The following is a 23,225-nucleotide window of genomic DNA, read 5'->3' as shown; positions in this document are numbered from 1 at the left end:
GGGGGGATGGGATGCGAGGGCACGGGAAAATTCATTTGTGGCGAGGGGATTTATCCCCGCTGGTCTGCGCAGCAGACCCAAACCGGGCTGGGGACAAGGTCTCCCTGCATGACCGGTTGTTGGTTTTTTTTTGGGGGGGCTATGCCCCCCAACGGGGATAAATCCCCTCGCCACAGATAAATCCCCTCACCGCAGCTAAATCCCCTCACCGCAGCTAAATTCCCTCGCCACAGATAAATCCCCTCACCACAGCTAAATTCCCTTACCACAGATAAATCCCCTCACCACAGCTAAATTCCCTTACCACAGATAAATCCCCTCGCCACAGCTAAATTCTCTTACCACAGATAAATCCCCTCGCCACAACGGTGTCCGGCAGAAATTTATCTCAGCCCAGCACCACCAACCTATTCGGCAGTTCATTGCGCTCCTGGGTCACCGGCACGTGCTCCTTGAGCAATTCGCCGCAAGCTTCGATGCAGGTCACGAACCCCTGCAACGTCTGCCCCTGGCGAACCTGCTGGGTGAACGCTGCGACGATGGCATCCCAGCATGTGTTGTCCAGGCGCTTGGAAATGCCTTCGTCCACCAGGATTTCCACGTACCGCTCAGCCTCGCAGACAAAGATCAACACACCCGTGCTGCCCACGGTGTGGTGCAGGTTCTGCTCGAGGAATTGCCGGCGCGCCAGGTTGGAGGCCCGCCAGTGACGCACGGAACGGGGGATCAGGTGGGTGGTGATCCTTGGGATGCGAAACACCAGGCACAACACGATGAAACTGACCCACTGCACCAGCAACAGGCTGTGCAGGGCCAACCAACCGGTGAGGTAATGGACCGCGCCGGGCACCACCAGCGCCAGCAGGCTCGCCCAGAGCAGTGGGATGTAAGCGTAGTCGTCGGCGCGGGCGGCCAGCACCGTGACCAGTTCGGCGTCGGTATGCTGCTCGACCCGGGCGATGGCCTCGGCGACCTTGCGTTGTTCGTGTTCAGTCAGTAATGCCATGGTTAAAAGTGCCCGCTCATTATTATTGTCACCAGCCGCCCGACGAACCGCCGCCCCCGAAACTGCCACCGCCACCGCTGAAGCCGCCACCGCCGCCTCCACCGCTGAAGCCCCCCCCACCGTAGCTGCCCGAACCGCTGGAGCCACCGCGCCCGGCCGGCAGGATACCGAGCATCTGGCAGACCGATATCGTCAAAATAAACAGGATCACCAGGAAGATGAACAGCCCGGCATGGCGCTCGACAAAATCGCCCTGCTCCTGCTGTGCATCCGTACTGTAGGCCGGCGCCGGCTCGTCCAGCGGGCTACCGCCCAGCACCACTAGCATCGCCGCGACGCCGTCGCTGATGCCTTTGTTGAAGTTGCCGGTCTTGAAGGCCGGCGTGATCACCTGGTTGATGATCACCGAACTCTGGGCATCGGTCAGGCGATCCTCCAGGCCGTAGCCCACCTCGATGCGCAGTTTACGGTCATCCCGGGCGACGATCAGCAGCGCGCCGTTGTTTTTATCCTTCTGCCCGATGCCCCAATGGCGCCCCAGTTGATAGCCGAAATCTTCGATGCTGCTGCCCTGCAAGTCCGCCAGGGTCACGACCACCACCTGTTCGCCGGTCGCCTGTTCATGGGCCTTGAGCTGCGCTTCCAGTTGCGCGCTCACCGACGGTTCGAGCATCTGGGCGGCGTCCACCACCCGCCCGGTCAATGCCGGAAACTTCAGCTCGGCCTGGGCCGTGATGGCAAACACCCAGAGCAACAGCACAAAGGCGCAACTGCGAGCGGCTAGCTTCACGCCGTAAGCAAAAGCAGTGCGCAAGACCTGTGCTTGCGGCTTGTAGCTTGAAGCGTGTAGCTGCTCCATTAAAACTTCACTTGCGGCGCTTTTTCGGCATCGGGGCTGGTGGCCTCGAACGTTTCGCGCAGCGGCAGGTCGCTGTACATCACGCTGTGCCACAGGCGCCCCGGGAATGTGCGGATTTCGGTGTTGTACTTCTGCACGGCCAGGATGAAGTCGCGGCGGGCCACGGCGATGCGGTTCTCGGTGCCTTCGAGCTGCGATTGCAACGCCAGGAAATTCTGGTTGGCCTTGAGGTCCGGGTAACGCTCGGACACCACCATCAGTCGGCTCAACGCGCCGGTCAACTGGTCCTGGGCCTGCTGGAACTGCTTGAGTTTTTCCGGGTTGTCCAGGGTGCTGGCGTCGACCTGGATCGACGTCGCCTTGGCCCGCGCTTCAATCACCGCAGTCAGGGTTTCCTGCTCGTGCTGGGCGTAGCCCTTGACGGTTTCCACCAGGTTGGGAATCAGGTCGGCGCGGCGCTGGTACTGGTTCTGCACCTGGCCCCAGGCGGCCTTGGCCTGTTCGTCCAGGGTCGGGATGTTATTGATGCCGCAACCGGCCAGCAACGTGGTGAGCAGCATCAGGGCCAGCATCGGCAAGCTGCGAAGGTGGTTCAGTCGTGGATTCATCGAGTGGAGCTCTCCCTTGCATGACATTGGAAAAACACGGCCACCTATCTCACCGGCACCTGGGGCATAATCTGCCGCCGCACTGGATTGAAACGGGTCGATGGGCTAAAAGATGCGCAGTGCGAAACTAAGTTCAGCCCAATGGGTTCGAAAGTGTGCTGCATTTAACTGAACAACAATAGCCGCTCCTCACATTTTGGCCGACCGGCGTGGCCTGATCACCGCCCTTTTAGGCTTGCGAGAAAATTATTCATGAAGAAGCTGTGTTTGCTGGGCCTGTTTGTCAGTCTGGCCAGTCAATCCGTATTAGCCGACAACCTGCCAGCCCCCATAGAGAACAAGGATGCGTTCATCAGCAACCTGATGAAGCAGATGACCCTCGAAGAGAAGATCGGCCAATTGCGCCTGATCAGCATCGGCCCGGAAATGCCCCGGGAGATGATCCGCAAGGAAATCGCCGCCGGCAACATCGGCGGTACGTTCAACTCCATCACCCGCGATGAAAACCGTCCGATGCAGGACGCGGCGATGCGCAGCCGGTTGAAGATCCCGATGTTCTTCGCCTATGACGTGATCCACGGCCATCGCACGATTTTCCCGATCCCCCTGGCCCTGGCCTCGAGCTGGGACATGGACGCGATCTACCACTCCGGCCGCATCGCCGCCCAGGAAGCCGCGGCGGACAGCCTCGACATCACCTTCGCGCCGATGGTCGATATTTCCCGCGACCCGCGCTGGGGCCGCACCTCCGAAGGCTTTGGCGAAGACACCTACCTGGTGTCGCGCATCGCCGGGGTGATGGTCAAGGCTTTCCAGGGCAACGGCGCCAACGCGGCCGACAGCATCATGGCCAGCGTCAAGCACTTCGCCCTGTACGGCGCGGTGGAAGGCGGCCGGGACTACAACACCGTGGACATGAGCCCGGTGAAAATGTACCAGGACTACCTGCCACCCTACCGCGCCGCCATCGACGCGGGTGCCGGTGGGGTGATGGTCGCGCTGAACTCCATCAACGGCGTGCCGGCGACCGCCAACACCTGGCTGATGAACGACCTGCTGCGCAAGGAGTGGGGGTTCAAGGGCCTGGCGGTCAGTGACCACGGCGCCATTTTCGAACTGATCAAGCACGGCGTCGCCAAGGACGGTCGCGAAGCGGCAAAACTGGCGATCAAGGCCGGCATCGACATGAGCATGAACGACTCGCTCTATGGCAAGGAACTGCCAGGGTTGCTCAAGGCCGGTGAAATCGAGCAGAGCGACATCGATAACGCCGTACGGGAAGTGCTCGCGGCCAAATACGATATGGGCCTGTTCAAGGATCCGTACCTGCGCATCGGCAAGGCCGAGGATGACCCGGTCGACACCTACGCCGAAAGCCGCCTGCACCGCGCCGACGCCCGTGACGTGGCGCGCCGCAGCCTGGTCCTGCTGGAAAACCGCAACCAGACCCTGCCCCTGAAGAAGACCGCGAAGATCGCCCTGGTCGGTCCGCTGGCCAAGGCACCGATCGATATGATGGGCAGTTGGGCCGCCGCCGGGCGTCCTGCGCAATCGGTCACCCTGTTCGATGGCATGACCCGCGCCCTGGGCGCCGACGCGAAGCTGATCTACGCCCGTGGCGCCAACATCACCGGCGACAAGAAGGTGCTCGACTACCTGAACTTCCTCAACTTCGATGCCCCGGAAGTGGTAGACGACCCGCGTCCGGCCCAGGTGCTGATCGACGAAGCGGTAAAAGCCGCCAAGGATGCCGATGTGGTGGTGGCCGCCGTAGGCGAGTCCCGTGGCATGTCCCATGAATCGTCGAGCCGTACCGAGCTGAACATTCCTGCCAGCCAACGCGAGCTGATCAAGGCCCTGAAGGCCACCGGCAAGCCGCTGGTGCTGGTGCTGATGAATGGCCGTCCGCTGTCGTTGCTGGAAGAAAAGCAGCAGGCCGATGCGATCCTGGAAACCTGGTTCAGCGGCACCGAAGGCGGCAACGCCATCGCGGACGTGCTGTTCGGCGACTACAACCCATCGGGCAAACTGCCCATCACCTTCCCACGCTCGGTGGGGCAGATTCCGACCTACTACAACCACTTGAGCATCGGCCGGCCATTCACGCCGGGCAAGCCGGGCAACTACACCTCGCAGTATTTCGATGACACCACCGGCCCGCTCTATCCGTTCGGCTACGGCCTGAGCTACACCGAGTTCAGCCTGTCGGACATGGCCCTGTCGTCGACCACGCTGAACAAGACCGGCAAGCTCGATGCCAGCGTGACATTGGAAAACACCGGCAAGCGTGACGGCGAAACGGTGGTGCAGTTGTACATCCAGGACGTGACCGGCTCGATCATTCGCCCGGTGAAGGAACTGAAGAACTTCCGCAAGGTGATGCTCAAGGCCGGCGAGAAGAAAGTCATCCACTTCACCATCACCGAGGACGACCTGAAGTTCTTCAATGCCCAACTCAAGTACGCGGCTGAACCGGGCAAGTTCAACGTGCAGATCGGCCTGGATTCCCAGGACGTGAAGCAGCAGAGTTTTGAGTTGCTCTGACCTTCAGAACAACTTGATTCTAACTGTGGGAGATCGCTCCCACAGTTGTATCTGGGGGTTCGGGCTAGCCCCGTCGATCCAAAAGGTTCACCACCACCCGATCCACCAAGCCCCACACCCGCTGCTTGAAGCGCTTCCACAGCGGCCGACGCTGCCAGGCGTCGAGGCTGACTTGCAGGCTCTGGGTGAAGTCCCGCTCGAAACTGGCGGCCACTGCACTGCTGAGCCTGGAGTCCAAGGCTTCGAGGTTGGCTTCCAGGTTGAAGCGCAGGTTCCAGTGATCGAAGTTGCAGGAGCCGATGCTGACCCAGTCGTCCACCAGCACCATCTTCAAGTGCAGGAAACACGGCTGGTATTCGAAAATCTGCACGCCGGCCTTGAGCAATCGCGGGTAGTAACGGTGCCCGGCGTAGCGCACGGACGGGTGATCGGTGCGCGGGCCGGTCAGCAACAGGCGCACGTCAATGCCGCGGGCGGCGGCCTTGCGCAAGGAGCGGCGCACGTTCCAGGTCGGCAGGAAATACGGCGTCGCCATCCAGATGCGCTTCTGGCCGCTGTTCAATGCCCGCGACAGCGATTGCAGGATGTCGCGATGCTGGCGCGCGTCGGCATACGCCACCCGCCCCATCCCCTCGCCCACTGGCGGTACGCGCGGCAGGCGCGGCAAGCCGAAGTTGGACGCCGGTTTCCACGCTCGCCGATGGCGGTTGGCGAGCCACTGGCGGTCGAACAGCAACTGCCAGTCGAGCACCAGCGGGCCGACGATCTCCACCATCACTTCATGCCACTCACTGCGGTCGTCGAGGGGGTTCCAGAACTCATCGGTCACCCCGGTACCGCCGACCACGGCCAGGCGTTGGTCCACCAACAGCAACTTGCGGTGATCCCGGTAAAGGTTGCGCACCCAGCGGCGCCAGCTCAGGCGATTGTAGAAACGCAACTCCACCCCAGCCTCGGTCAGACGCTTGCGCAAGGCCAGGGTAAACGCCAGGCTGCCATAGTCATCGAACAGGCACCGCACGCGAACGCCACGCTCAGCGGCCTGCACCAGTGCCTGGACCATCGCCTCGGCGCAAGCGCCCGCTTCCACCAGATAGAGTTCCAGCTCGACCTGCTCCTGGGCTCGAGCGATTTCCACCAGCATGCGCGGGAAGAACTGCGGGCCATCGATCAACAGCTCGAAGCGATTGCCTTCACGCCAGGGAAAAACCGCGCCGCTCATGTCAGCGCGCCGTGAAAATCAGCACCGCATTCACCGGCACCGAGAGGCTGATGGCCGACAACCCGGCCAGGTTTCGCAGCTTTTCCAGCCCCGGCGCCAGATCGAAATCCGCCGCGTTGAGCACCACCGGTTCCAGGGTCACCACTTGGAAGCGGCGCTCATCCAGGCGCGTCGCCAGCAGTTCGACGTTGTATTCGTGCTGCTTGCCGTGCAGGTTCACCGTCAGCGGCAGGCGCAATTCCAACTGCGCACCGTTGGCCAGGTCCTGGATCGGTGCCAGGTCGATCTTGGCGGTGACAGTGGCGTCGGCAAATTGCTTGATCTCGAACAGCTCGGCCCGCATGCGCTCATCGCGCAGGGGAATGCCGCTGTTGATGGATTCCAGCTCCACCTCCAGGCGTGCCAAGCCCTCGGGCTGGACCTGACCGTGCAGCACCAGGAACCGCTGGACCTCGGAGACGTTGCCATTTTTACTGCTGATAAACGACAGCCGCGACGACTCGCCGTCCAGGTACCAGTCGGCCTGGGCTGGCAACGCGGCGCCGGCCAGCAACGCACTTGCGACAGCATGAGAGAAGAACCGCTTGAACATACACACTCGCAGGGCACATAAACCTGTGGCGAACCTTAACCGCGCCGAGGGCGCTTGCAAACTGTCTGTTTCAACAACTGCCAGAAACACACAAGTTCCTGTGGCGAGGGGATTTATCCCCGTTGGGCCGCGCAGCGGCCCTATAGCTGACTATGAGGCCTGTCAGACGGACCGCATCGCCTGTTTGGGGTTGCTGCGCAACCCAACGGGGATAAATCCCCTCACCACAGGTTCGCGCCGTTCTCGAGTTACTCCAACCGACACCCCATCCGCGCCCCCATCCACCGCGCACTGTGGCTACGTCCCAACCCGCTGACGGTAATGCGTTTCGCTTCAGCGGTTTCGAGAAAGTCGCTGATGGGCACCGACTGCTTCACATAGCCACGGCAATAGTCCGCCGGTTGCTCCATCACATAGCGGCACGAGCAGTATTCCTTGGCGGTGTAGGCGCTGATGATGTCGGGGAAGGCCCGCAATGCCACCCGCTCCAGCCAGACCCAACCGAGCAGGACAATGAGTAGCACCGACAGCAAGGTAAGCAAGATCTTGCGCTTCATGGCTGCCCTCTCCCGACAAACGCCGCCATGGCGCGCTTGAGCAGTTCGTTATGGCGATAGCTGCCGTCGCGGTCGTCGCCGTAGCGCACGATCACCAGTCTGGCGCTGGGAATGACGTACAGCGCCTGGCCCCAATGACCCAGCGCGGCAAAGGTATCCGGCGGTGCATCGGGCCAAGGATGGATGGCCGGCTCGGTGGCGCGGTTGAGCCACCAATGCCCGCCGGGTACGGCTTCGTCCTGGCCGGCCTGGAAGTGGGCGAAAGGTTCGCGATTGAAGGCGACCCATTCCTTGGGGATCAGTTGCCGTTCGCCCCAGCGACCGTCCCGTTGCATCAGCAACCCGACGCGCGCCAGGTCCCGCGCGGTGAGGTAGGCATAGGACGATCCCACGAACGTGCCGCTGGCGTCGGTTTCCCAGGTGGCGTGGCGGATGCCCAGGGGTTCGAACAAGGCCGTCCAGGGGTATTCGGGATAGCGCTGCGGGCCGACGATGTTTTTCAGGGCGACCGCCAGCAGGTTGCTGTCGCCGCTGGAATAACGAAACGCCTGTCCTGGGCGGCTGAAGCTTTCATGGCGCGCGGTAAATGCCGCCATGTCATGACGCCCGCGGGTGTAGAGCATCGCCACCACCGAGGACTTGAGCGGCGCGTATTCATAGTCTTCCTGCCAATCCAGGCCCGAGGCCCAGTGGAAAAGATCGGCCAGGGTCAGGCCCGGGTGCCGGCTCAGTGGCGGGTAGTACTTGGCTGCTGGATCATCCAGGGCAAAGCGCTTTTCCCTGTAGGCCACGCCAAACACCGTCGCCAGCAGGCTTTTGCTGATGGACCAGCTCAGGTGCGGGGTCTGGGCGGTAGTCGGTCCGGCGTAGCGTTCGTAGACCAGCCGACCGTCCTGGATCACCAGCAGCGCGTCGGTGCGGATGCCTTGGCGGCTGGCATCGTCCCGGGGTGGGAAGGCGTATTGTTCCAAGGCTTCGATCGCCGGCCCGCTCGGGGTCGGACCGATTGGCCATTGCTCGCCGGGCCAGTCTTCGGCCTGGACGCTCAGGGTGAGTATCAGCAGCGGGATCAGGAACCAGCCTTTGGACATGCTTGGGGCTCGCAGGATTGAACCTTCAGAGCCTATGCAGACTTGATGACAATTTGAGTTTGTGTGCTCCCACAGGGGGCAGTCGCTTGAAGGGCTAGCCCAACGCCTTGGCCAACCGCTTGGCCCGCGCCCCTGCCGCAATCTCCATCACGCCTTTATCCCGCGTCCACATCTCGCGCCACGCCGCAGGCCCGGCGGCCAGGGCAGCGTCGAGTTCGCCATCGAGCCCTTGGAACTGAGCGAACAACCCGCCCAGCAGCACATGCCCGGCCACACTGGAAGGATTATGCCGACTCACCTCCGCGCAGCCGGCGAGCAACGCCAGCAGGCGCAATTGCAACGCCTGGGGCCAGGCACATTCCTGCCCGACGCCATACAACCAGGCGGTCATCGCACTGAGCACATAAAGGTCTTCCAGGGTGCGGAACGGTTTGACGTAGGCGTCCCAGCCATCACCGGCCAGCAACTCGCACAGCGCGCCGTCGAGCAGCACGCGGCCATGGCTGATGTCCGGCATCAGGGCAATGGCGGGCAGTTTTTCCAGGGTTACGCCGGGCTCGCCCGTATAGGCCACTGCCAGATTCAGCCGTGGCGTTTCACCGGGAGCTTCGCAGCGAGCAGCAACCAGCAGCCACTCGGCGGCGTCGCCGGCGGTGACGAAATCCTTGCGTCCGCTCAGGCGCAAGTCGTCGAGACGGGTGTGCATGTCCGCCGGGCGCAGGCTGCGCTGTTCGGTGGCACACAAGGCGCCGAGGCTCTGGGGCGCACTGGGCCAAAGCACCCGTAGCGCCGCCTGATACCCCACCAGGAACGCCAGCCCCGGTGTCGCCATCAACCGCGCCCCGGTTACGGCCAGCTCGAACGGCGTCACCGGTCCCAGGCGTTGCAACAACGCTGAGTAACCTTCGGCCAGGTCCGGATGGGCCGGCAGGCGCTCGCCGCGTTCGATCAGGGTGTGCCAGGGCATAAGAGGCTCCTCGAGGGCTGTCATATAAGCATCACCAAAGCTTCATGGCGATGACACCGGGGCTACATAGCCTGACTTTGCACAACATGGCTGCATAAAGAAAGTCGATTGGCTGCAACTGAACAGCCCGCACGGAGATTCGCTATGACCCAGATCGCCCGCATCAGCGACACCGGCAATGAACGCCGCCTGCAAGCCGAACGCCTGATCGGCGCCCAAGCCTTGCAAGAAGCACAGGCCCTGCGTTTCAACGTCTTCAGCGGCGAATTCAACGCCAAGCTCAAGGGCGCGGAAATGGGTCTGGACATGGATGACTATGATGTTCACTGCGCCCACATCGGCGTACGCGACCTGAACACCGGCCGCCTCGTGGCGACCACGCGCCTGCTCGATCACCAGGCCGCCAGCAGCCTGGGTCGGTTCTACAGCGAAGAAGAATTCAGCCTTCACGGCCTGGTCCATCTCAAGGGCCCGATCCTGGAAATCGGCCGTACCTGCGTCGACCCGGCCTACCGCAACGGTGGCACCATCGCGGTGCTCTGGGGCGAACTGGCCGAAGTCCTGAACGAAGGCGGCTACAGCTACCTGATGGGCTGCGCGAGCATTCCGATGCAGGACGGCGGTATCCAGGCCCAGGCGATCATGCAGCGCCTGCGTGAACGCTACCTGTGCACCGAACACCTGCAAGCCGTACCGAAAAAGCCGCTGCCGACCCTGGACGTGCCGTCCAACGTCATCGCCGAAATGCCGCCACTGCTCAAGGCTTACATGCGCCTGGGGGCGAAGATTTGCGGCGAACCGTGCTGGGACGAGGATTTCCAGGTGGCTGACGTGTTCATCCTGCTCAAGCGCGACGAGCTCTGCCCGCGCTACGCTCGCCACTTCAAGGCAGCGGTCTGATGAACCGGCTGCGGGTGTACGCGCGAATCGCGCGAGTATTGCTGGTGGTGGCGCTGGGCCTGAGCATGGCCAGCGTGTTCGGCCTGTTCGAACGAGCAGGAATCGCCAACTCGATGGTCCGTCGCCAGCGCTGGTCGCGGTTCTTCATGGCACGGCTGAGCCGTGCCCTGCCCTTTTCAGTCACCGTCCACGGTCAATTGCCGCAACGGCCGATGCTGTGGGTCAGCAACCACGTGTCCTGGACCGACATCCCGTTGCTGGGCATGCTCACGCCGCTGTCGTTCCTGTCCAAGGCCGAAGTGCGCACCTGGCCGGTGGCCGGATGGCTGGCAGCCAAGGCCGGCAGCCTGTTTATCCGACGCGGTTCGGGTGACAGCCAGTTGATCCGCAAGCAAATGAGCCGCCATCTGGAACAGGCCCATCCACTGTTGATGTTCCCGGAAGGCACCACCACCGATGGCCGCACCTTGCGCACCTTCCACGGTCGCTTGTTGTCGGCGGCCATCGATGCCGATGTCGCGTTGCAGCCGGTGGCGATCCGTTACCTGCGCAACGGTGAACCGGATTCGCTGGCACCGTTCATTGGCGATGATGATCTGTTGTCGCACTTGATGCGCTTGTTTGCCAACGATAGGGGTGAGGTGGAAATCCATCTGCTGGAACCGATTGCCTGCCATGGCCAGGAACGCGCGGCACTGGCATTCCAGGCGCAGCAGGCGGTGCACAAGGCGTTGTTCGGGGCGCTTCCAGAGAAACAGCAAGCGCCGATGCGACCTGCTGCGATTGCGGCCTGATCCGGATCTCTGCGCAGCCCCCCTGTGGGAGCGAGCAAGCTCGCTCCCACAATTAGTAGTCCTGCGGCGTGACTTGGTTTTGAGCAAAATCCTGAAGCTGCGGGTAGAACAGCCGAAAGTCCTCGCTCAGCGGCTCATAGAGCGCCATCAACTCCCTCATCGCCCCGGCCAGTTCCTCGGGCCGGGACAGGCGTCGGGAAATGCCGCGCAGCACCTGCCCCAACACTTCGAATTCCCGATAAGACCCCAGCCAGTCATCCGCCGCCATGTACGGCGCGATCTGTGCCAGGCGCCCCGGCAACTGCGGTTCGGTGCCGAGTACCTGGTACACCCGGGCAGTGAAATCCACCAGCGGCCCTTCGCCGTACAACGTCCAGTCCCGGGCCAGGCAGTGGTCGAAAAACACGTCCAGCACGATCCCGGCATAGCGCCGTCGCACCGTGGAAAAGCGCGACAGGGCGATGTCCACCAGGGGATGGCGATCGGTGTACATGTCGATGCGCCGATGCAGGGCAATCGCCGCTTCGATCCGTGGGTCGTAGAGCCCTTGCAGCGGGCCTTTGACGAAGTCGCCGTAGAGGCTGCCGAGCAGTTGTTCCCGGCCAGGGCCGCCGAGGTGCAGGTGCGCGAGATAGTTCATGGCCGCAGCTTAGCACCACCCTGCCAATATCGTTATAACCCGATATAGCGATTTGTTCGGCTTCCAGGTCAAATCCATATTTGTATATCGCGAAATAACGATTTAAGGTTCGCTCCATCGCGATATAGCGTTTTACTCATCACGAGCTGCCACCATGCCCCTTGACCTCGACGAAATAATAAAAGCCCTGGCGCACCCAGTACGGCGAGACATCCTCAACTGGCTCAAAGACCCCAAGGCCCAGTTCCCGGAACAGTTGCACAACCACGAATTCGGCATTTGCGCCGGGCAGATCGACCAGCGTTGCGGCCTGTCGCAATCCACGGTGTCTGCGCACTTGGCGGTGTTGCAACGGGCGGGGCTGATCACCAGCCAGAAGGTCGGCCAATGGCACTTCTTCAAGCGCAACGAGGAAACGATCCAGCAGTTCCTCAAGCAAATGAGCCAAGAGCTCTGACCCGACAAGGACCCATCATGCCCCTCTCACTCCTGATCCTGGCCCTGAGCGCCTTCGCCATCGGCACCACCGAGTTCGTCATCATGGGCCTGTTGCCCGATGTGGCGGCCGACCTGGGCGTGTCGATTCCTGGCGCCGGCTGGCTGGTGACCGGCTACGCCCTGGGCGTGGCCATCGGTGCGCCGTTCATGGCCCTGGCCACTGCGCGACTGCCGCGCAAGGCCGCCCTGGTGGTATTGATGGGGATTTTCATCGTCGGCAACCTGCTCTGCGCCATTGCCAGCGACTACAACGTGCTGATGTTTGCCCGGGTCGTCACGGCCCTGTGCCACGGCGCGTTCTTCGGTATCGGTTCGGTGGTGGCCGCCGGTCTGGTGGCACCCAACAAGCGTGCTTCGGCCGTGGCCCTGATGTTCACCGGCCTGACCCTGGCCAACGTGCTCGGCGTACCGCTGGGCACCGCATTGGGCCAGGAAGCCGGCTGGCGTTCGACCTTCTGGGCAGTGACTGTCATTGGCGTAATTGCGCTGATCGGCCTGATCCGCTTTCTGCCGGCCAAGCGCGATGAAGAAAAACTCGACATGCGCTCGGAACTGGTCGCGCTCAAGGGCGCCGGCCTGTGGCTGTCCCTGAGCATGACGGCGCTGTTCTCCGCCTCGGTGTTTACTCTGTTCACCTATGTCGCCCCACTGCTGGGTGAAGTGACCGGCGTATCGCCCCGCGGCGTGACCTGGACCCTGGTGCTGATCGGCCTGGGTCTGACCCTGGGCAACATCATCGGCGGCAAGCTGGCGGACAAGAGCCTGGCGAACACGCTGATGGGCGTCTTCCTCACCATGGCCGTGGTGTCCACCGTATTGAGCTGGACCAGCGTGGCGCTGATCCCCAGCGAAATCACTCTGTTCCTCTGGGCCACCGCCTGCTTCGCTGCCGTGCCGGCCCTGCAAGTCAACGTGGTGACCTTTGGCAAAGATGCACCCAACCTGGTTTCCACGTTGAACATCGGCGCCTTCAACATCGGCAACGCCCTGGGCGCCTGGGTCGGCGGCAGCGTCATCGACCACGGCCTGGGCCTGACCTCCGTGCCCCTGGCCGCCGGCGTGCTGGCCGTGCTGGCGCTGCTGGTCACCCTCATCACTTTCCGCCAGGGCGGCAATGCCGAACTGGCCCCAGCCACTCACTGACTTTAACCACTCCTTGATTCTGACGAGGTTGTAATTCATGGCGACTATTTTCGATCCGATCAAACTTGGCGACATCGAGCTGAAGAACCGCATCATCATGGCTCCACTCACTCGCTGCCGCGCCGACGCGGGCCGCGTGCCCAACGCGCTGATGGCCGAGTACTACGTGCAACGCGCCTCCGCCGGCCTGATCCTCAGCGAAGCGACCTCGGTCACGCCGATGGGCGTGGGCTACCCGGACACCCCGGGCATCTGGTCCAACGACCAGGTGCGCGGCTGGTCCAACGTCACCAAGGCGATCCACGGCGCCGGCGGCAAGATCTTCCTGCAACTGTGGCACGTGGGCCGGATCTCACACCCGTCGTACCTGAACGGCGAAACCCCGGTGGCGCCCAGCGCGATCCAGCCCAAGGGCCACGTGAGCCTGGTGCGTCCGCTGGCCGACTACCCAACCCCACGCGCACTGGAAACCGCTGAAATCGCCGACATCGTCGAGGCGTACCGCGTCGGCGCCGAGAACGCCAAGGCTGCCGGTTTCGACGGTGTGGAAATCCATGGCGCCAACGGCTACCTGCTCGACCAGTTCCTGCAAAGCAGCACCAACCAGCGCACCGACCAATACGGCGGCTCCCTGGAAAATCGTGCCCGCCTGCTGCTGGAAGTGACCGACGCGGCCATCGAAGTCTGGGGCGCCGGCCGGGTGGGCGTGCACCTGGCACCACGCGCCGATTCCCATGACATGGGCGACGAGAACCGCCTGGAAACCTTCAGCTACGTGGCCCGGGAACTGGGCAAGCGTGGCATCGCCTTTATCTGCTCCCGTGAAAAGGAAGGCGACGACAGCATCGGCCCGCAACTCAAGCAAGCGTTCGGCGGCCCGTACATCGCCAACGAACGCTTCACCAAGGACAGCGCCAATGCCTGGCTGGCCGAAGGCAAGGCCGATGCCGTCGCCTTCGGAGTGCCGTTCATTGCCAACCCGGACCTGCCGGCGCGCTTGAAAGCCGATGCACCGCTGAATGAGCCTCATCCCGAAACGTTTTATGGAAAAGGGCCCGTGGGATATATCGATTACCCCGTACTCTGATGGTTTAACTGGAATAACTGAGCCCTGCCTCGAAAGAGCAGGGCTTTTTTATGCATTTAAATATTCGGTCAACTATCTAAACTTCCTAAAGCCCAAGGCAATGCTCATATTAAGTCTGACGACAAAGCCAAACAGCGCCGTCGATCAAACTTTAATACGCCTCATTTGAAAAGGAATTCAAGCATGACGAAGAACCTTGGGCACAGCCACCAGGACAACAATGGGTTTTACGAAAAAACACTCGCGCAGTTCAACTACGCACCGCTGGATGTTTTGTACAAATACATTGAGTCGCTGAACACGCAAGAGCACGCGGAGATCCTCGACGCCCTGATGAAACAAGCAAAGCTGAACGACGGTGCCAACCAACAGGTTCAAGCCTGGCAGCAGGAGCGCATTCGCCCAAACCGCACTCGCCTCATCGTAAAAGTAATCAACCATACCGAGCGGGCGTTTCCCGTGGGTGAAAACGATATCAACCTGGACGACGATGAACGAGATTTTTTGAGCATTCGTCCTTGGGACATCCTGGCCTTCAAGCTCGACTTCATATATTCCAGACAACTGGGCAGCCGCAGCAAGGACATGTACAAGAACTTCATGATGTTTGGCGACGACGACGCTGCCTTCCTCTTCAACTTCGGCTTGCGCGTCAATACGACATTCGGAGTAATTTCATCGACACTGACGCCAGTCCGGACAAACAGGGTGATCTCTGTCGGCGCGACACCCATCAAGTGCTCGACCCGAATCACTCACTCGGCAAATGAAGAACCCTACGGTTTCACCGTGGAGATCACGCTGACTTGAAAATGCGGCCCCGGCAGGTTCGTCTGGCGGGGTATCCAGCGGGCCTTTCGAATGGACTTTTCATGGTCTTTCACAAGTACGAAACAAATCACCTACAAAATTTGCCACCGATTGCCTATCAACCACGGTTGTGTCGGTTTATAAAAGCACCTTTGGATCTCAGGTATTGACATAAACTGACAAAATTACTCATTTTGTTTCATTTGCGCAGGCTGGGGCTCAGGCGCAGCATATCCAGCCCGATGTCGACCCAGCGCTCAGCCTCAGCGGCCAGCGCGAAACTGTCGGGCGCCAGTAGCCATTGGTAGAGAATGCCGTCGATGTAGGCGTGGATGGCAATCGCCGCCCTTTCGGGATCCAGGTCATCCGGCAACTGACCGCGCTTCATCGCATTGCTCAACGACAGCACGATACGCACGTTGCAGTCGAGACTGACCTGGCGCCGCTGCTGGCGTAAATCGCACATTTCATCGGTGAATTCGCACTTATGGAACAGAATTTCATTAATGCGTCGGGTCTTCGGGTCCAGGGCAACTTGCTGAAACAATTGCACCAGCAGCTTGCGAGTACAGCCCAGCGGGTCAAGTTCCTCTTCATTCTCACTGGCGCGGGCCAGGTCATCGAGCGGCTCATGCAAGGTATCGAGCATGGCTTGGAGCAGGTCCGCCTTGTTGCTGAAATGCCAATAGATGGCGCCACGCGTCACACCGGCCAGGGTTGCGATATCGGCCAGCGTCGTGCGAGCCACGCCCCGCTCGAAGAAGGCTTTTTCGGCCGCTTCGAGAATCTGGCTGCGAGTCTCCAGGGCTTCCTCTTTGGTACGACGGACCATGGCAGTAAACACCTCAATCAGGATGCATCAACAATGCGTAAGGATCAGCTAGACGTGAGGCGGCGTTTCTCGAAACGCGTCCCCGACCTCCGAATGCCTTTGTCAGGCTTTTGTAAATACGGATGGTACGCAATTTGGCTGTTTACAAACAACCATGTACGTAAGTATATTTCTTAGCATCCTACTAATTGCTTATCTTGCTCTTTTTCCACCTTCCACCTTTCGAGTGCGCCCGTTGCGCGCCTGGACCCGAGGATTTCCATGCAATTCAAGCCAGCTGTTACTGCCCTGGTCACTGCCATCGCCCTGGCATCGCTGCTCAGCGGATGCAAAAAGGAAGAGGCTGCACCTGCTCCTCCGCCTCCTCAGGTCGGCGTCGTAACCCTCAAGACCCAGCCCTTCACCCTGACGTCGGAGCTTCCAGGGCGCACCAGCGCGTTCCGCGTCGCGGAAGTACGGCCACAGGTCAACGGCATCATTCTCAAGCGCCTGTTCAAGGAAGGCGCCGACGTCAAGGCCGGCCAGCAGCTCTACCAGATCGATCCAGCCGTGTACGAAGCGACCCTGAAAAGCGCCGAGGCCAACCTGCGGTCCACCAAGTCGATCGCCGATCGCTACAAGCAATTGGTGGACGAACAGGCCGTCAGCCGGCAGGAATACGACACCGCCGTGGCCAACCGCCTGGAGTCGGAAGCCAACCTGCAGACTGCCCAGATCAACGTGCGTTACACCAAGGTCTACGCGCCCATCTCTGGTCGCATCGGCCGCTCCTCGGTCACCGAAGGCGCGCTGGTGAGCAATGGTCAGGCCGACGCCCTGGCAACCATCCAGCAACTGGACCCGATCTACGTCGACGTGACGCAGAGTTCGGTCGAGTTGCTGCAACTGCGCCGAGAGCTGGAAAGCGGTCGTCTGCAAAAGGCCGGCGATAACGCCGCCATGGTCAAGCTGACCCTGGAAGATGGCAGCCTGTACCCGCACGAGGGCAAGCTGGAATTTTCCGAAGTGTCGGTTGACCAGACCACCGGTTCGGTGACCTTGCGCGCCGTGTTCCCCAACCCGGACCACACCCTGCTGCCGGGCATGTTCGTCCACGCCCAATTGCAGGCCGGTGTGAACAGCGCAGCCATCCTGGCGCCACAGCAAGGCGTGACTCGTGACCTCAAGGGTACGCCGACCGCTTTGGTCGTTGGCGCTGACAACAAGGTCGAACTGCGTCAACTCAAGGCCAGCCGCACCGTCGGCAGCCAATGGCTGGTCGAAGACGGGCTCAAGGCCGGTGATCGCGTGATCACCGAAGGGTTGCAGTTCGTACGCCCTGGCGTGGAAGTCAAAGCCACCGAAGCCACTAACGTCAATACCAAGAACCCGGCCCCCGCACAGGCAGCTGATAAAGCCGCTGGCGGCAAAGGGGAGTAAACCATGTCGAAATTCTTTATCGACCGTCCGATTTTCGCCTGGGTGATCGCCCTGGTGATCATGCTGGTCGGGGCTCTATCGATCCTCAAGTTGCCGATCAACCAGTACCCGAGCATTGCGCCGCCGGCCATTGCGATCCAGGTGACCTACCCGGGCGCATCCGCGCAAACCGTACAGGACACCGTGGTGCAGGTGATCGAGCAGCAGCTCAACGGCATCGACAACCTGCGTTATGTATCGTCGGAAAGTAACTCCGACGGCAGCATGACCATCACTGCCACCTTCGAGCAAGGCACCAACTCCGATACCGCGCAGGTCCAGGTCCAGAACAAGCTGAACCTGGCCACCCCGCTGCTGCCGCAAGAAGTGCAGCAACAGGGCATCCGCGTGACCAAGTCAGTGAGAAACTTCCTGATGGTGATCGGCGTGGTGTCGCGCGACGGCAGCATGACCCGGGAAGACCTGTCCAACTACATCGTGTCCAACATGCAGGACCCGATCTCGCGTACCGCTGGTGTCGGTGACTTCCAGGTCTTCGGCGCCCAATACGCGATGCGGATCTGGCTCGACCCGGCCAAGCTGAACAATTTCAACCTGACCCCGGTGGATGTGAGCACGGCGATTACCGCGCAGAACGTCCAGATCGCCTCCGGCCAGCTCGGCGGCCTGCCGGCCATGCCCGGCCAGCAACTGAACGCCACTATTATCGGCAAGACCCGCTTGCAGACCGCAGAGCAGTTCAAGGCAATCTTGCTCAAGGTCAACCCGGACGGCTCGCAAGTGCGTGTCGGCGACGTGGCCGATGTTGCCTTGGGCGGTGAAAACTACAGCATCAACGCCCAGTTCAATGGCGCCCCGGCTTCCGGCCTGGCAGTGCGGCTGGCGACTGGCGCCAACGCCCTCGACACGGCCAAGGCCCTGCGCAAGACCGTCGACGACCTCAAGCCGTTCTTCCCGCAAGGCCTGGAAGTGGTGTTCCCCTACGACACCACGCCAGTGGTGAGCGAATCGATCAAGGGTGTGGTTGAAACCCTGGTCGAGGCGATCGTCTTGGTGTTCCTGGTGATGTTCCTGTTCCTGCAGAACTTCCGCGCCACCATCATCACCACGATGACCGTGCCGGTGGTACTGCTCGGTACCTTCGGGATCCTCGCGGCGTTCGGTTTCAGCATCAACACCTTGACCATGTTCGGCATGGTGCTGGCCATCGGTTTGCTGGTGGACGACGCCATCGTCGTGGTGGAGAACGTCGAACGGGTGATGAGCGAAGAAGGCCTGTCGCCCAAGGAAGCCACCAAGAAATCCATGGGGCAGATCCAGGGCGCCCTGGTGGGTATCGCCCTGGTACTCTCGGCGGTACTGCTGCCGATGGCGTTCTTCGGCGGCTCCACCGGTGTGATCTACAAGCAGTTCTCCATCACCATCGTCTCGGCCATGGCCCTGTCGGTACTGGTGGCACTGATTTTCACCCCGGCCCTGTGCGCCACCATGCTCAAGCCAATCCCCAAAGGTGAGCACGGCACGCCGAAACGCGGCTTCTTCGGCTGGTTCAACCGAACCTTCGACCGAGGCGTCAGAAGCTACGAACGGGGCGTGGGCAACATGCTCAAGCACAAGGCCCCGTACCTGCTGGCCTACATCATCATCGTGGTGGGCATGGTCTGGCTGTTCACCCGCATCCCGACGGCGTTCCTACCGGAAGAAGACCAAGGCGTGCTGTTTGCCCAGGTACAGACACCGGCCGGTTCCAGCGCCGAACGTACCCAGGTGGTAGTGGACAAGATGCGAGAGTTCCTGCTGCGTCCGGGCAAGGATGGCGGCGAAGGTGATGGCGTAGCCTCGGTGTTCACCGTGACCGGCTTCAACTTCGCCGGTCGTGGCCAGAGCTCCGGCCTGGCATTCATCATGCTCAAGCCCTGGGAAGAGCGTAACGCTGATAACACCGTGTTCAAGATCGCTGGCCGCGCCCAGCAACACTTCTTCACTTTCCGCGACGCAATGGTGTTCGCCTTCGCCCCGCCAGCGGTGATGGAACTGGGTAACGCCACCGGTTTCGACGTATTCCTGCAAGATCGCGCCGGTATCGGCCATGAAAAACTGATGGAAGCCCGCAACCAGTTCCTGGGCATGGCATCCCAGAGCAAGATATTGGCCCAGGTGCGTCCCAACGGCCTGAACGACGAACCGCAATACCAGTTGGAAATCGATGACGAGAAGGCCAGCGCGCTGGGCATCACGCTCTCGGAGATCAACAGTACCCTGTCGATTGCACTGGGCAGTAACTATGTAAACGACTTCATCGACCGTGGCCGGGTGAAGCGGGTGTATGTCCAGGGCCAGCCGAACTCGCGCATGAGCCCCGAGGACCTGAAGAAGTGGTACGTGCGCAACAGCGCCGGGACCATGGTGCCGTTCTCTGCGTTCGCCAAGGGCGAGTGGGTCTATGGCTCGCCGAAACTGGCGCGTTACAACGGCGTGGAAGCGATGGAGATCCTCGGTACCCCGGCACCGGGTTATTCCACCGGTGAAGCCATGGCCGAAGTCGAAGCCATCGCCAAGAAGCTGCCGGCCGGTGTTGGTATTTCCTGGACGGGCCTGTCCTATGAGGAACGCCTGTCGGGTTCCCAGGCACCAGCGTTGTACGCCTTGTCGCTGCTGATGGTGTTCTTGTGCCTGGCTGCGTTGTATGAAAGTTGGTCGATTCCGATCGCGGTCATGCTCGTGGTTCCCCTGGGCATCATCGGTGCCCTGATGGCGACCAGCCTGCGCGGCCTGTCCAACGACGTGTACTTCCAGGTGGGCTTGTTGACAACCATTGGCTTGGCGGCGAAAAACGCCATCCTGATCGTCGAGTTTGCCAAGGAACTTCACGAGCAGGGCCGCACGCTGATGGAAGCCGCCATCGAAGCCTGTAGGATGCGTCTGAGACCGATCATCATGACGTCCCTGGCGTTCGTCCTCGGCGTGGTCCCACTGGCGATTTCCACTGGTGCAGGTTCGGGCAGCCAGCACGCCATCGGTACCGGTGTGATCGGCGGTATGTTGACCGCCACCGTCCTGGCGATCTTCTGGGTGCCATTGTTCTTCGTGACCGTGTCGTCGATAGGCCGTCGAAAAAATACCGACGAGCACGACACTCCTGAAACTTCCAAAGAGGCTGGCCAATGAGCAAGTCGCTACTCTCCCTGACCATCGCCGCCGTCGTGCTCAGCGGTTGTTCGCTGATCCCCGACTATCAGCGGCCCGAAGCACCGGTCGCGGCGCAATACCCGCAAGGGCCGGCCTACGAGGCGGCCAATGCACCCGGCCAGGCCGCCGCCGAGCAAGGCTGGAAACAGTTTTTCCATGACCCGGCGTTGCAACAGCTGATCCAGGTCGCCTTGGAAAACAACCGCGACCTGCGTGTCGCGGCGCTGAACATCGATGCCTATGCCGCGCAATACCGTATCCAGCGCGCGGACCTGTTCCCGGCCGTCTCGGCCACCGGCTCCGGCAGCCGCCAGCGGGTACCGGCACGGGCTTCGCAAACCGGTGAAGCGGCGATCAGCAGTTCGTATTCGGCAACCTTGGGCATCAGCGCCTATGAACTGGACCTGTTCGGTCGGGTTCGCAGCCTGAGCGAGCAAGCGCTGCAAAGCTACTTCGCCACCGAAGAAGCCCGTCGCAGCACCCAGATCAGCCTGGTGGCCAACGTCGCCAATGCCTACCTGACCTGGCAAGCCGACAAGGAACTGCTCAAGCTGACCCGGGAAACCCTCGGGGCCTACGAACAAAGCTTCAAGCTGACCTCGCGCAGCGCCGAAGTCGGCGTGGCCTCGGCCCTGGACTTGAGCCAGGCGCGCACCGCCGTGGAAAACGCCCGCGTGCAACTGGCCCGCTACACCCGCCAGGTGGCCCAGGACGAAAACAGCCTGACCCTGCTGCTGGGCACTGGCCTGCCGGCCAACCTGAACTCGCAACCGCTGAGCGATGACCTGCTCAGCGAAGTGCCGGCCGGGCTGCCGTCGGACCTGCTGCAACGTCGTCCGGATATCCTCCAGGCCGAACGCAACCTGCTGGCTGCCAACGCCAATATCGGCGCCGCGCGGGCTGCGTTCTTCCCGAGCATCAGCCTGACGGCCAACGCCGGCACCCTGAGCCCGGACCTGTCCGGCCTGTTCAAGGGCGGCTCGGGCACCTGGACCTTCGCTCCGCAAATCAACCTGCCGATCTTCAACGCCGGCAGTCTGCGGGCGAGCCTGGACTACGCCAAGATCCAGAAAGACATCAACGTCGCACAGTACGAGAAGTCGATTCAGACGGCGTTCCAGGAAGTCTCCGACGGCCTGGCCGCGCGCCAGACCTACAACGAACAGTTGCAGGCCCAGACCGACTTCGTCGCCGCCAACCAGGACTACTACCGCCTGGCCGAGCGTCGCTACCGCATTGGCGTCGACAGCAACCTGACCTTCCTCGACGCCCAACGCCAGTTGTTCAGCGCGCAACAGTCGCTGATCACTGACCGTCTTGCGCAACTGACCAGCGAGGTCAATCTGTATAAGGCACTGGGTGGTGGCTGGAATGCCGAGACCGGCAAGAACGAACCGGTGAAAGAAGAAGCGCCGAAGATGAAGTTGTTCTGATGGATGCCTGACCGCTGAAACACGAAGCCCACCGAAAGGTGGGCTTTTTTTTAGGGATCCAACTCTGGCGAGGGGATTCATCTCAGCTCAAGTGCAAAGCACTCGCACAGCTTGTGCTCCCAGGGAAATCCAGAGGGTTGCTTAGAGACGACGCTGCGCTGCGTCGTAAACTTCCTTGTCTCGCCGAGCACCGACGGCCACGATCAACACCTGGATGGCTTTCCCATCGACTCTATAAACGATACGCGTATCGCCCGTTCGAATTCTTCGACATCCGGCCAGGCTGGCTCTGAGCGGCTGACCGGTTTTGTCCGGCTCTCCCCTGACAATCCGCTCTTCAATGACATCAAGGATACGGTTCGCCGCTGCCGCCCCCAACTGATCCAGATCGTCCTGAACCTCCAGATGGTAGATAACCCCCCAAACCATTCACCCCTCCTTCAGTCGTTTTTGGCGTACCGCGCTCGCATAGCCTCATGACTGATGGCCTTGGCCTCATCGAAATCGAGCAGCCGCTCGCGGGCTGTCGCTTCGACGCGAAGGTTTTCCAGTTCATCAAGCATTTCCTGATAGGCATCGACATTAATAATCACGGCTGCCGGCTCATTGTCCTTGAAAATAACCAGTCTTTCGGTTGCGCGACTCGAGACGTCCTTGAGCTTCGCGCTGAAGTTCCTGACCATTGCGGTAACGGATACCGCCTGATCAGCCCGTTCCAATAGCGCTGCCATAACCAACCTCCTAGCACATCAAGTTACATATATTTATACATATCTTTATGCGTAAAGTGTTGCGCTTCAAGAAGCATAAATCAAGTTGAAAAAACAGCTCCCGACCGGTTGCGCCTCTACAGATCCTCCCCACTCAAAAGCCCCCGCTGCCAGGCACCGTTTTTTTTCACTAGGCACACAACCCTGTGGCGAGGGGATTCATCCCCGTTGGGCTGCGATATAGGTAGTCCGTTCCTTGCTCCCCCATACTGATACTCGCTGGAGTCCGGTTGTCGCGAGGAAGGAACATGCACCTGCGAGCTA

Annotated in this window: 22 protein-coding genes; 10 read left to right on the top strand and 12 right to left on the bottom strand. The window is 61.3% G+C overall.

Annotated elements, in window-relative coordinates:
- Positions 1–388 precede the first annotated feature (388 nt).
- From BT116_RS21765 to BT116_RS21755, 3 genes are read right to left on the bottom strand one after another with little or no spacing between them, the layout of a single operon-like run.
- A complete protein-coding gene (locus BT116_RS21765) occupies positions 389–1,006 on the bottom strand; it encodes a TPM domain-containing protein (RefSeq protein WP_072347079.1) in 618 nt (205 codons plus the stop codon).
- Between the two features lie 28 nt (positions 1,007–1,034).
- Positions 1,035–1,865 (bottom strand): TPM domain-containing protein, encoded by an 831-nt coding sequence (locus tag BT116_RS21760; protein WP_256572591.1) that lies wholly within the window; start codon positions 1,863–1,865, stop codon positions 1,035–1,037.
- Positions 1,865–2,473: a LemA family protein gene (locus tag BT116_RS21755; protein ID WP_072347078.1), complete on the bottom strand. Its 609-nt coding sequence runs from the start codon at positions 2,471–2,473 to the stop codon at positions 1,865–1,867. The genes BT116_RS21760 and BT116_RS21755 overlap by 1 nt, the downstream gene beginning before the upstream one ends.
- 252 nt (positions 2,474–2,725) lie before the next feature.
- Between BT116_RS21755 and bglX the strand changes: the two genes are divergently transcribed.
- Entirely contained in the window at positions 2,726–5,017 is a 2,292-nt protein-coding gene (bglX, locus tag BT116_RS21750; protein WP_072347077.1) for a beta-glucosidase BglX, read from the top strand.
- 64 nt (positions 5,018–5,081) lie between these two features.
- Here the strand turns inward: bglX and BT116_RS21745 are convergent, their stop codons facing one another.
- The 5 genes from BT116_RS21745 to BT116_RS21725 all read right to left on the bottom strand — a co-directional run bounded on the left by BT116_RS21745 (position 5,082) and on the right by BT116_RS21725 (position 9,446).
- A complete protein-coding gene (locus BT116_RS21745; protein WP_072347076.1) occupies positions 5,082–6,239 on the bottom strand; it encodes a phospholipase D-like domain-containing protein in 1,158 nt (385 codons plus the stop codon).
- A 1-nt stretch (position 6,240) separates the two neighbouring features.
- A complete protein-coding gene (locus tag BT116_RS21740; protein WP_072347075.1) occupies positions 6,241–6,831 on the bottom strand; it encodes a YceI family protein in 591 nt (196 codons plus the stop codon).
- A gap of 248 nt (positions 6,832–7,079) precedes the next feature.
- Positions 7,080–7,388, bottom strand: a complete 309-nt coding sequence (locus BT116_RS21735; RefSeq protein ID WP_072347074.1) for an amidase — start codon at positions 7,386–7,388, stop codon at positions 7,080–7,082.
- Positions 7,385–8,479, bottom strand: a complete 1,095-nt coding sequence (locus BT116_RS21730) for a serine hydrolase domain-containing protein (RefSeq protein WP_072347073.1) — start codon at positions 8,477–8,479, stop codon at positions 7,385–7,387. The genes BT116_RS21735 and BT116_RS21730 overlap by 4 nt, the downstream gene beginning before the upstream one ends.
- Before the next feature lie 94 nt (positions 8,480–8,573).
- Positions 8,574–9,446: an acyl-CoA dehydrogenase family protein gene (locus BT116_RS21725; RefSeq protein ID WP_072347072.1), complete on the bottom strand. Its 873-nt coding sequence runs from the start codon at positions 9,444–9,446 to the stop codon at positions 8,574–8,576.
- A 144-nt stretch (positions 9,447–9,590) separates the two neighbouring features.
- Here BT116_RS21725 and olsB point away from each other — a divergent pair, with 144 nt between their 5' ends.
- Both olsB and BT116_RS21715 read left to right on the top strand, forming a co-directional pair.
- A complete protein-coding gene (gene olsB / locus BT116_RS21720) occupies positions 9,591–10,346 on the top strand; it encodes an L-ornithine N(alpha)-acyltransferase (protein WP_003198679.1) in 756 nt (251 codons plus the stop codon).
- Positions 10,346–11,140 carry a lysophospholipid acyltransferase family protein gene (locus tag BT116_RS21715; protein ID WP_072347071.1) on the top strand — a complete coding sequence of 265 codons (795 nt, stop codon included), beginning with the start codon at positions 10,346–10,348 and terminating at the stop codon, positions 11,138–11,140. The genes olsB and BT116_RS21715 overlap by 1 nt, the downstream gene beginning before the upstream one ends.
- Positions 11,141–11,192: 52 nt before the next feature.
- Here BT116_RS21715 and BT116_RS21710 read toward each other — a convergent pair whose 3' ends face one another.
- Complete coding sequence (locus BT116_RS21710) at positions 11,193–11,780, bottom strand: acyl carrier protein phosphodiesterase (RefSeq protein ID WP_072347070.1); 588 nt, start codon at positions 11,778–11,780, stop codon at positions 11,193–11,195.
- 154 nt (positions 11,781–11,934) lie between these two features.
- On the opposite strand from BT116_RS21710, the gene BT116_RS21705 reads away from it, so the two are divergent.
- The 4 genes from BT116_RS21705 to BT116_RS21690 all read left to right on the top strand — a co-directional run bounded on the left by BT116_RS21705 (position 11,935) and on the right by BT116_RS21690 (position 15,318).
- Positions 11,935–12,237 carry an ArsR/SmtB family transcription factor gene (locus BT116_RS21705; RefSeq protein WP_072347069.1) on the top strand — a complete coding sequence of 101 codons (303 nt, stop codon included), beginning with the start codon at positions 11,935–11,937 and terminating at the stop codon, positions 12,235–12,237.
- 17 nt (positions 12,238–12,254) lie between these two features.
- On the top strand, positions 12,255–13,421 hold the full coding sequence (locus BT116_RS21700; RefSeq protein ID WP_072347068.1) for an MFS transporter: 1,167 nt from the start codon (positions 12,255–12,257) through the stop codon (positions 13,419–13,421).
- A gap of 37 nt (positions 13,422–13,458) precedes the next feature.
- Positions 13,459–14,508, top strand: a complete 1,050-nt coding sequence (locus BT116_RS21695) for an alkene reductase (RefSeq protein WP_072347067.1) — start codon at positions 13,459–13,461, stop codon at positions 14,506–14,508.
- Positions 14,509–14,691: 183 nt separating this feature from the next.
- A complete protein-coding gene (locus tag BT116_RS21690) occupies positions 14,692–15,318 on the top strand; it encodes a hypothetical protein (protein ID WP_072347066.1) in 627 nt (208 codons plus the stop codon).
- Between the two features lie 199 nt (positions 15,319–15,517).
- On the opposite strand, the gene BT116_RS21685 is transcribed toward BT116_RS21690, so the two are convergent.
- Positions 15,518–16,150 carry a TetR family transcriptional regulator gene (locus tag BT116_RS21685; protein WP_072347065.1) on the bottom strand — a complete coding sequence of 211 codons (633 nt, stop codon included), beginning with the start codon at positions 16,148–16,150 and terminating at the stop codon, positions 15,518–15,520.
- Positions 16,151–16,411: 261 nt separating this feature from the next.
- On the opposite strand from BT116_RS21685, the gene BT116_RS21680 reads away from it, so the two are divergent.
- Genes BT116_RS21680 through adeC form a run of 3 tightly spaced genes read left to right on the top strand, consistent with a single transcriptional unit; the run spans position 16,412 to position 22,191 of the window.
- Entirely contained in the window at positions 16,412–17,569 is a 1,158-nt protein-coding gene (locus BT116_RS21680) for an efflux RND transporter periplasmic adaptor subunit (protein ID WP_139209471.1), read from the top strand.
- 3 nt (positions 17,570–17,572) lie between these two features.
- Positions 17,573–20,737, top strand: a complete 3,165-nt coding sequence (gene emhB / locus BT116_RS21675; protein ID WP_072347063.1) for an efflux RND transporter permease subunit EmhB — start codon at positions 17,573–17,575, stop codon at positions 20,735–20,737.
- Positions 20,734–22,191 carry an AdeC/AdeK/OprM family multidrug efflux complex outer membrane factor gene (gene adeC, locus BT116_RS21670; protein ID WP_072347062.1) on the top strand — a complete coding sequence of 486 codons (1,458 nt, stop codon included), beginning with the start codon at positions 20,734–20,736 and terminating at the stop codon, positions 22,189–22,191. The genes emhB and adeC overlap by 4 nt, the downstream gene beginning before the upstream one ends.
- A 141-nt stretch (positions 22,192–22,332) precedes the next feature.
- On the opposite strand, the gene BT116_RS21665 is transcribed toward adeC, so the two are convergent.
- Positions 22,333–22,620, bottom strand: a complete 288-nt coding sequence (locus BT116_RS21665) for a type II toxin-antitoxin system RelE family toxin (RefSeq protein WP_072347061.1) — start codon at positions 22,618–22,620, stop codon at positions 22,333–22,335.
- An 11-nt stretch (positions 22,621–22,631) separates the two neighbouring features.
- The gene (locus tag BT116_RS21660) at positions 22,632–22,922 is read right to left on the bottom strand and encodes a type II toxin-antitoxin system Phd/YefM family antitoxin (protein ID WP_063322589.1); all 291 of its coding nucleotides are present in this window, start codon (positions 22,920–22,922) and stop codon (positions 22,632–22,634) included.
- Between the last annotated feature and the right edge of the window lie 303 nt (positions 22,923–23,225).

Origin of the sequence: Pseudomonas sp. NFACC16-2 (assembly GCF_900119205.1) — a bacterium.
GTDB lineage: Bacteria > Pseudomonadota > Gammaproteobacteria > Pseudomonadales > Pseudomonadaceae > Aquipseudomonas > Aquipseudomonas fluorescens_Q.
This window is presented reverse-complemented; position numbering and strand designations above follow the sequence as displayed.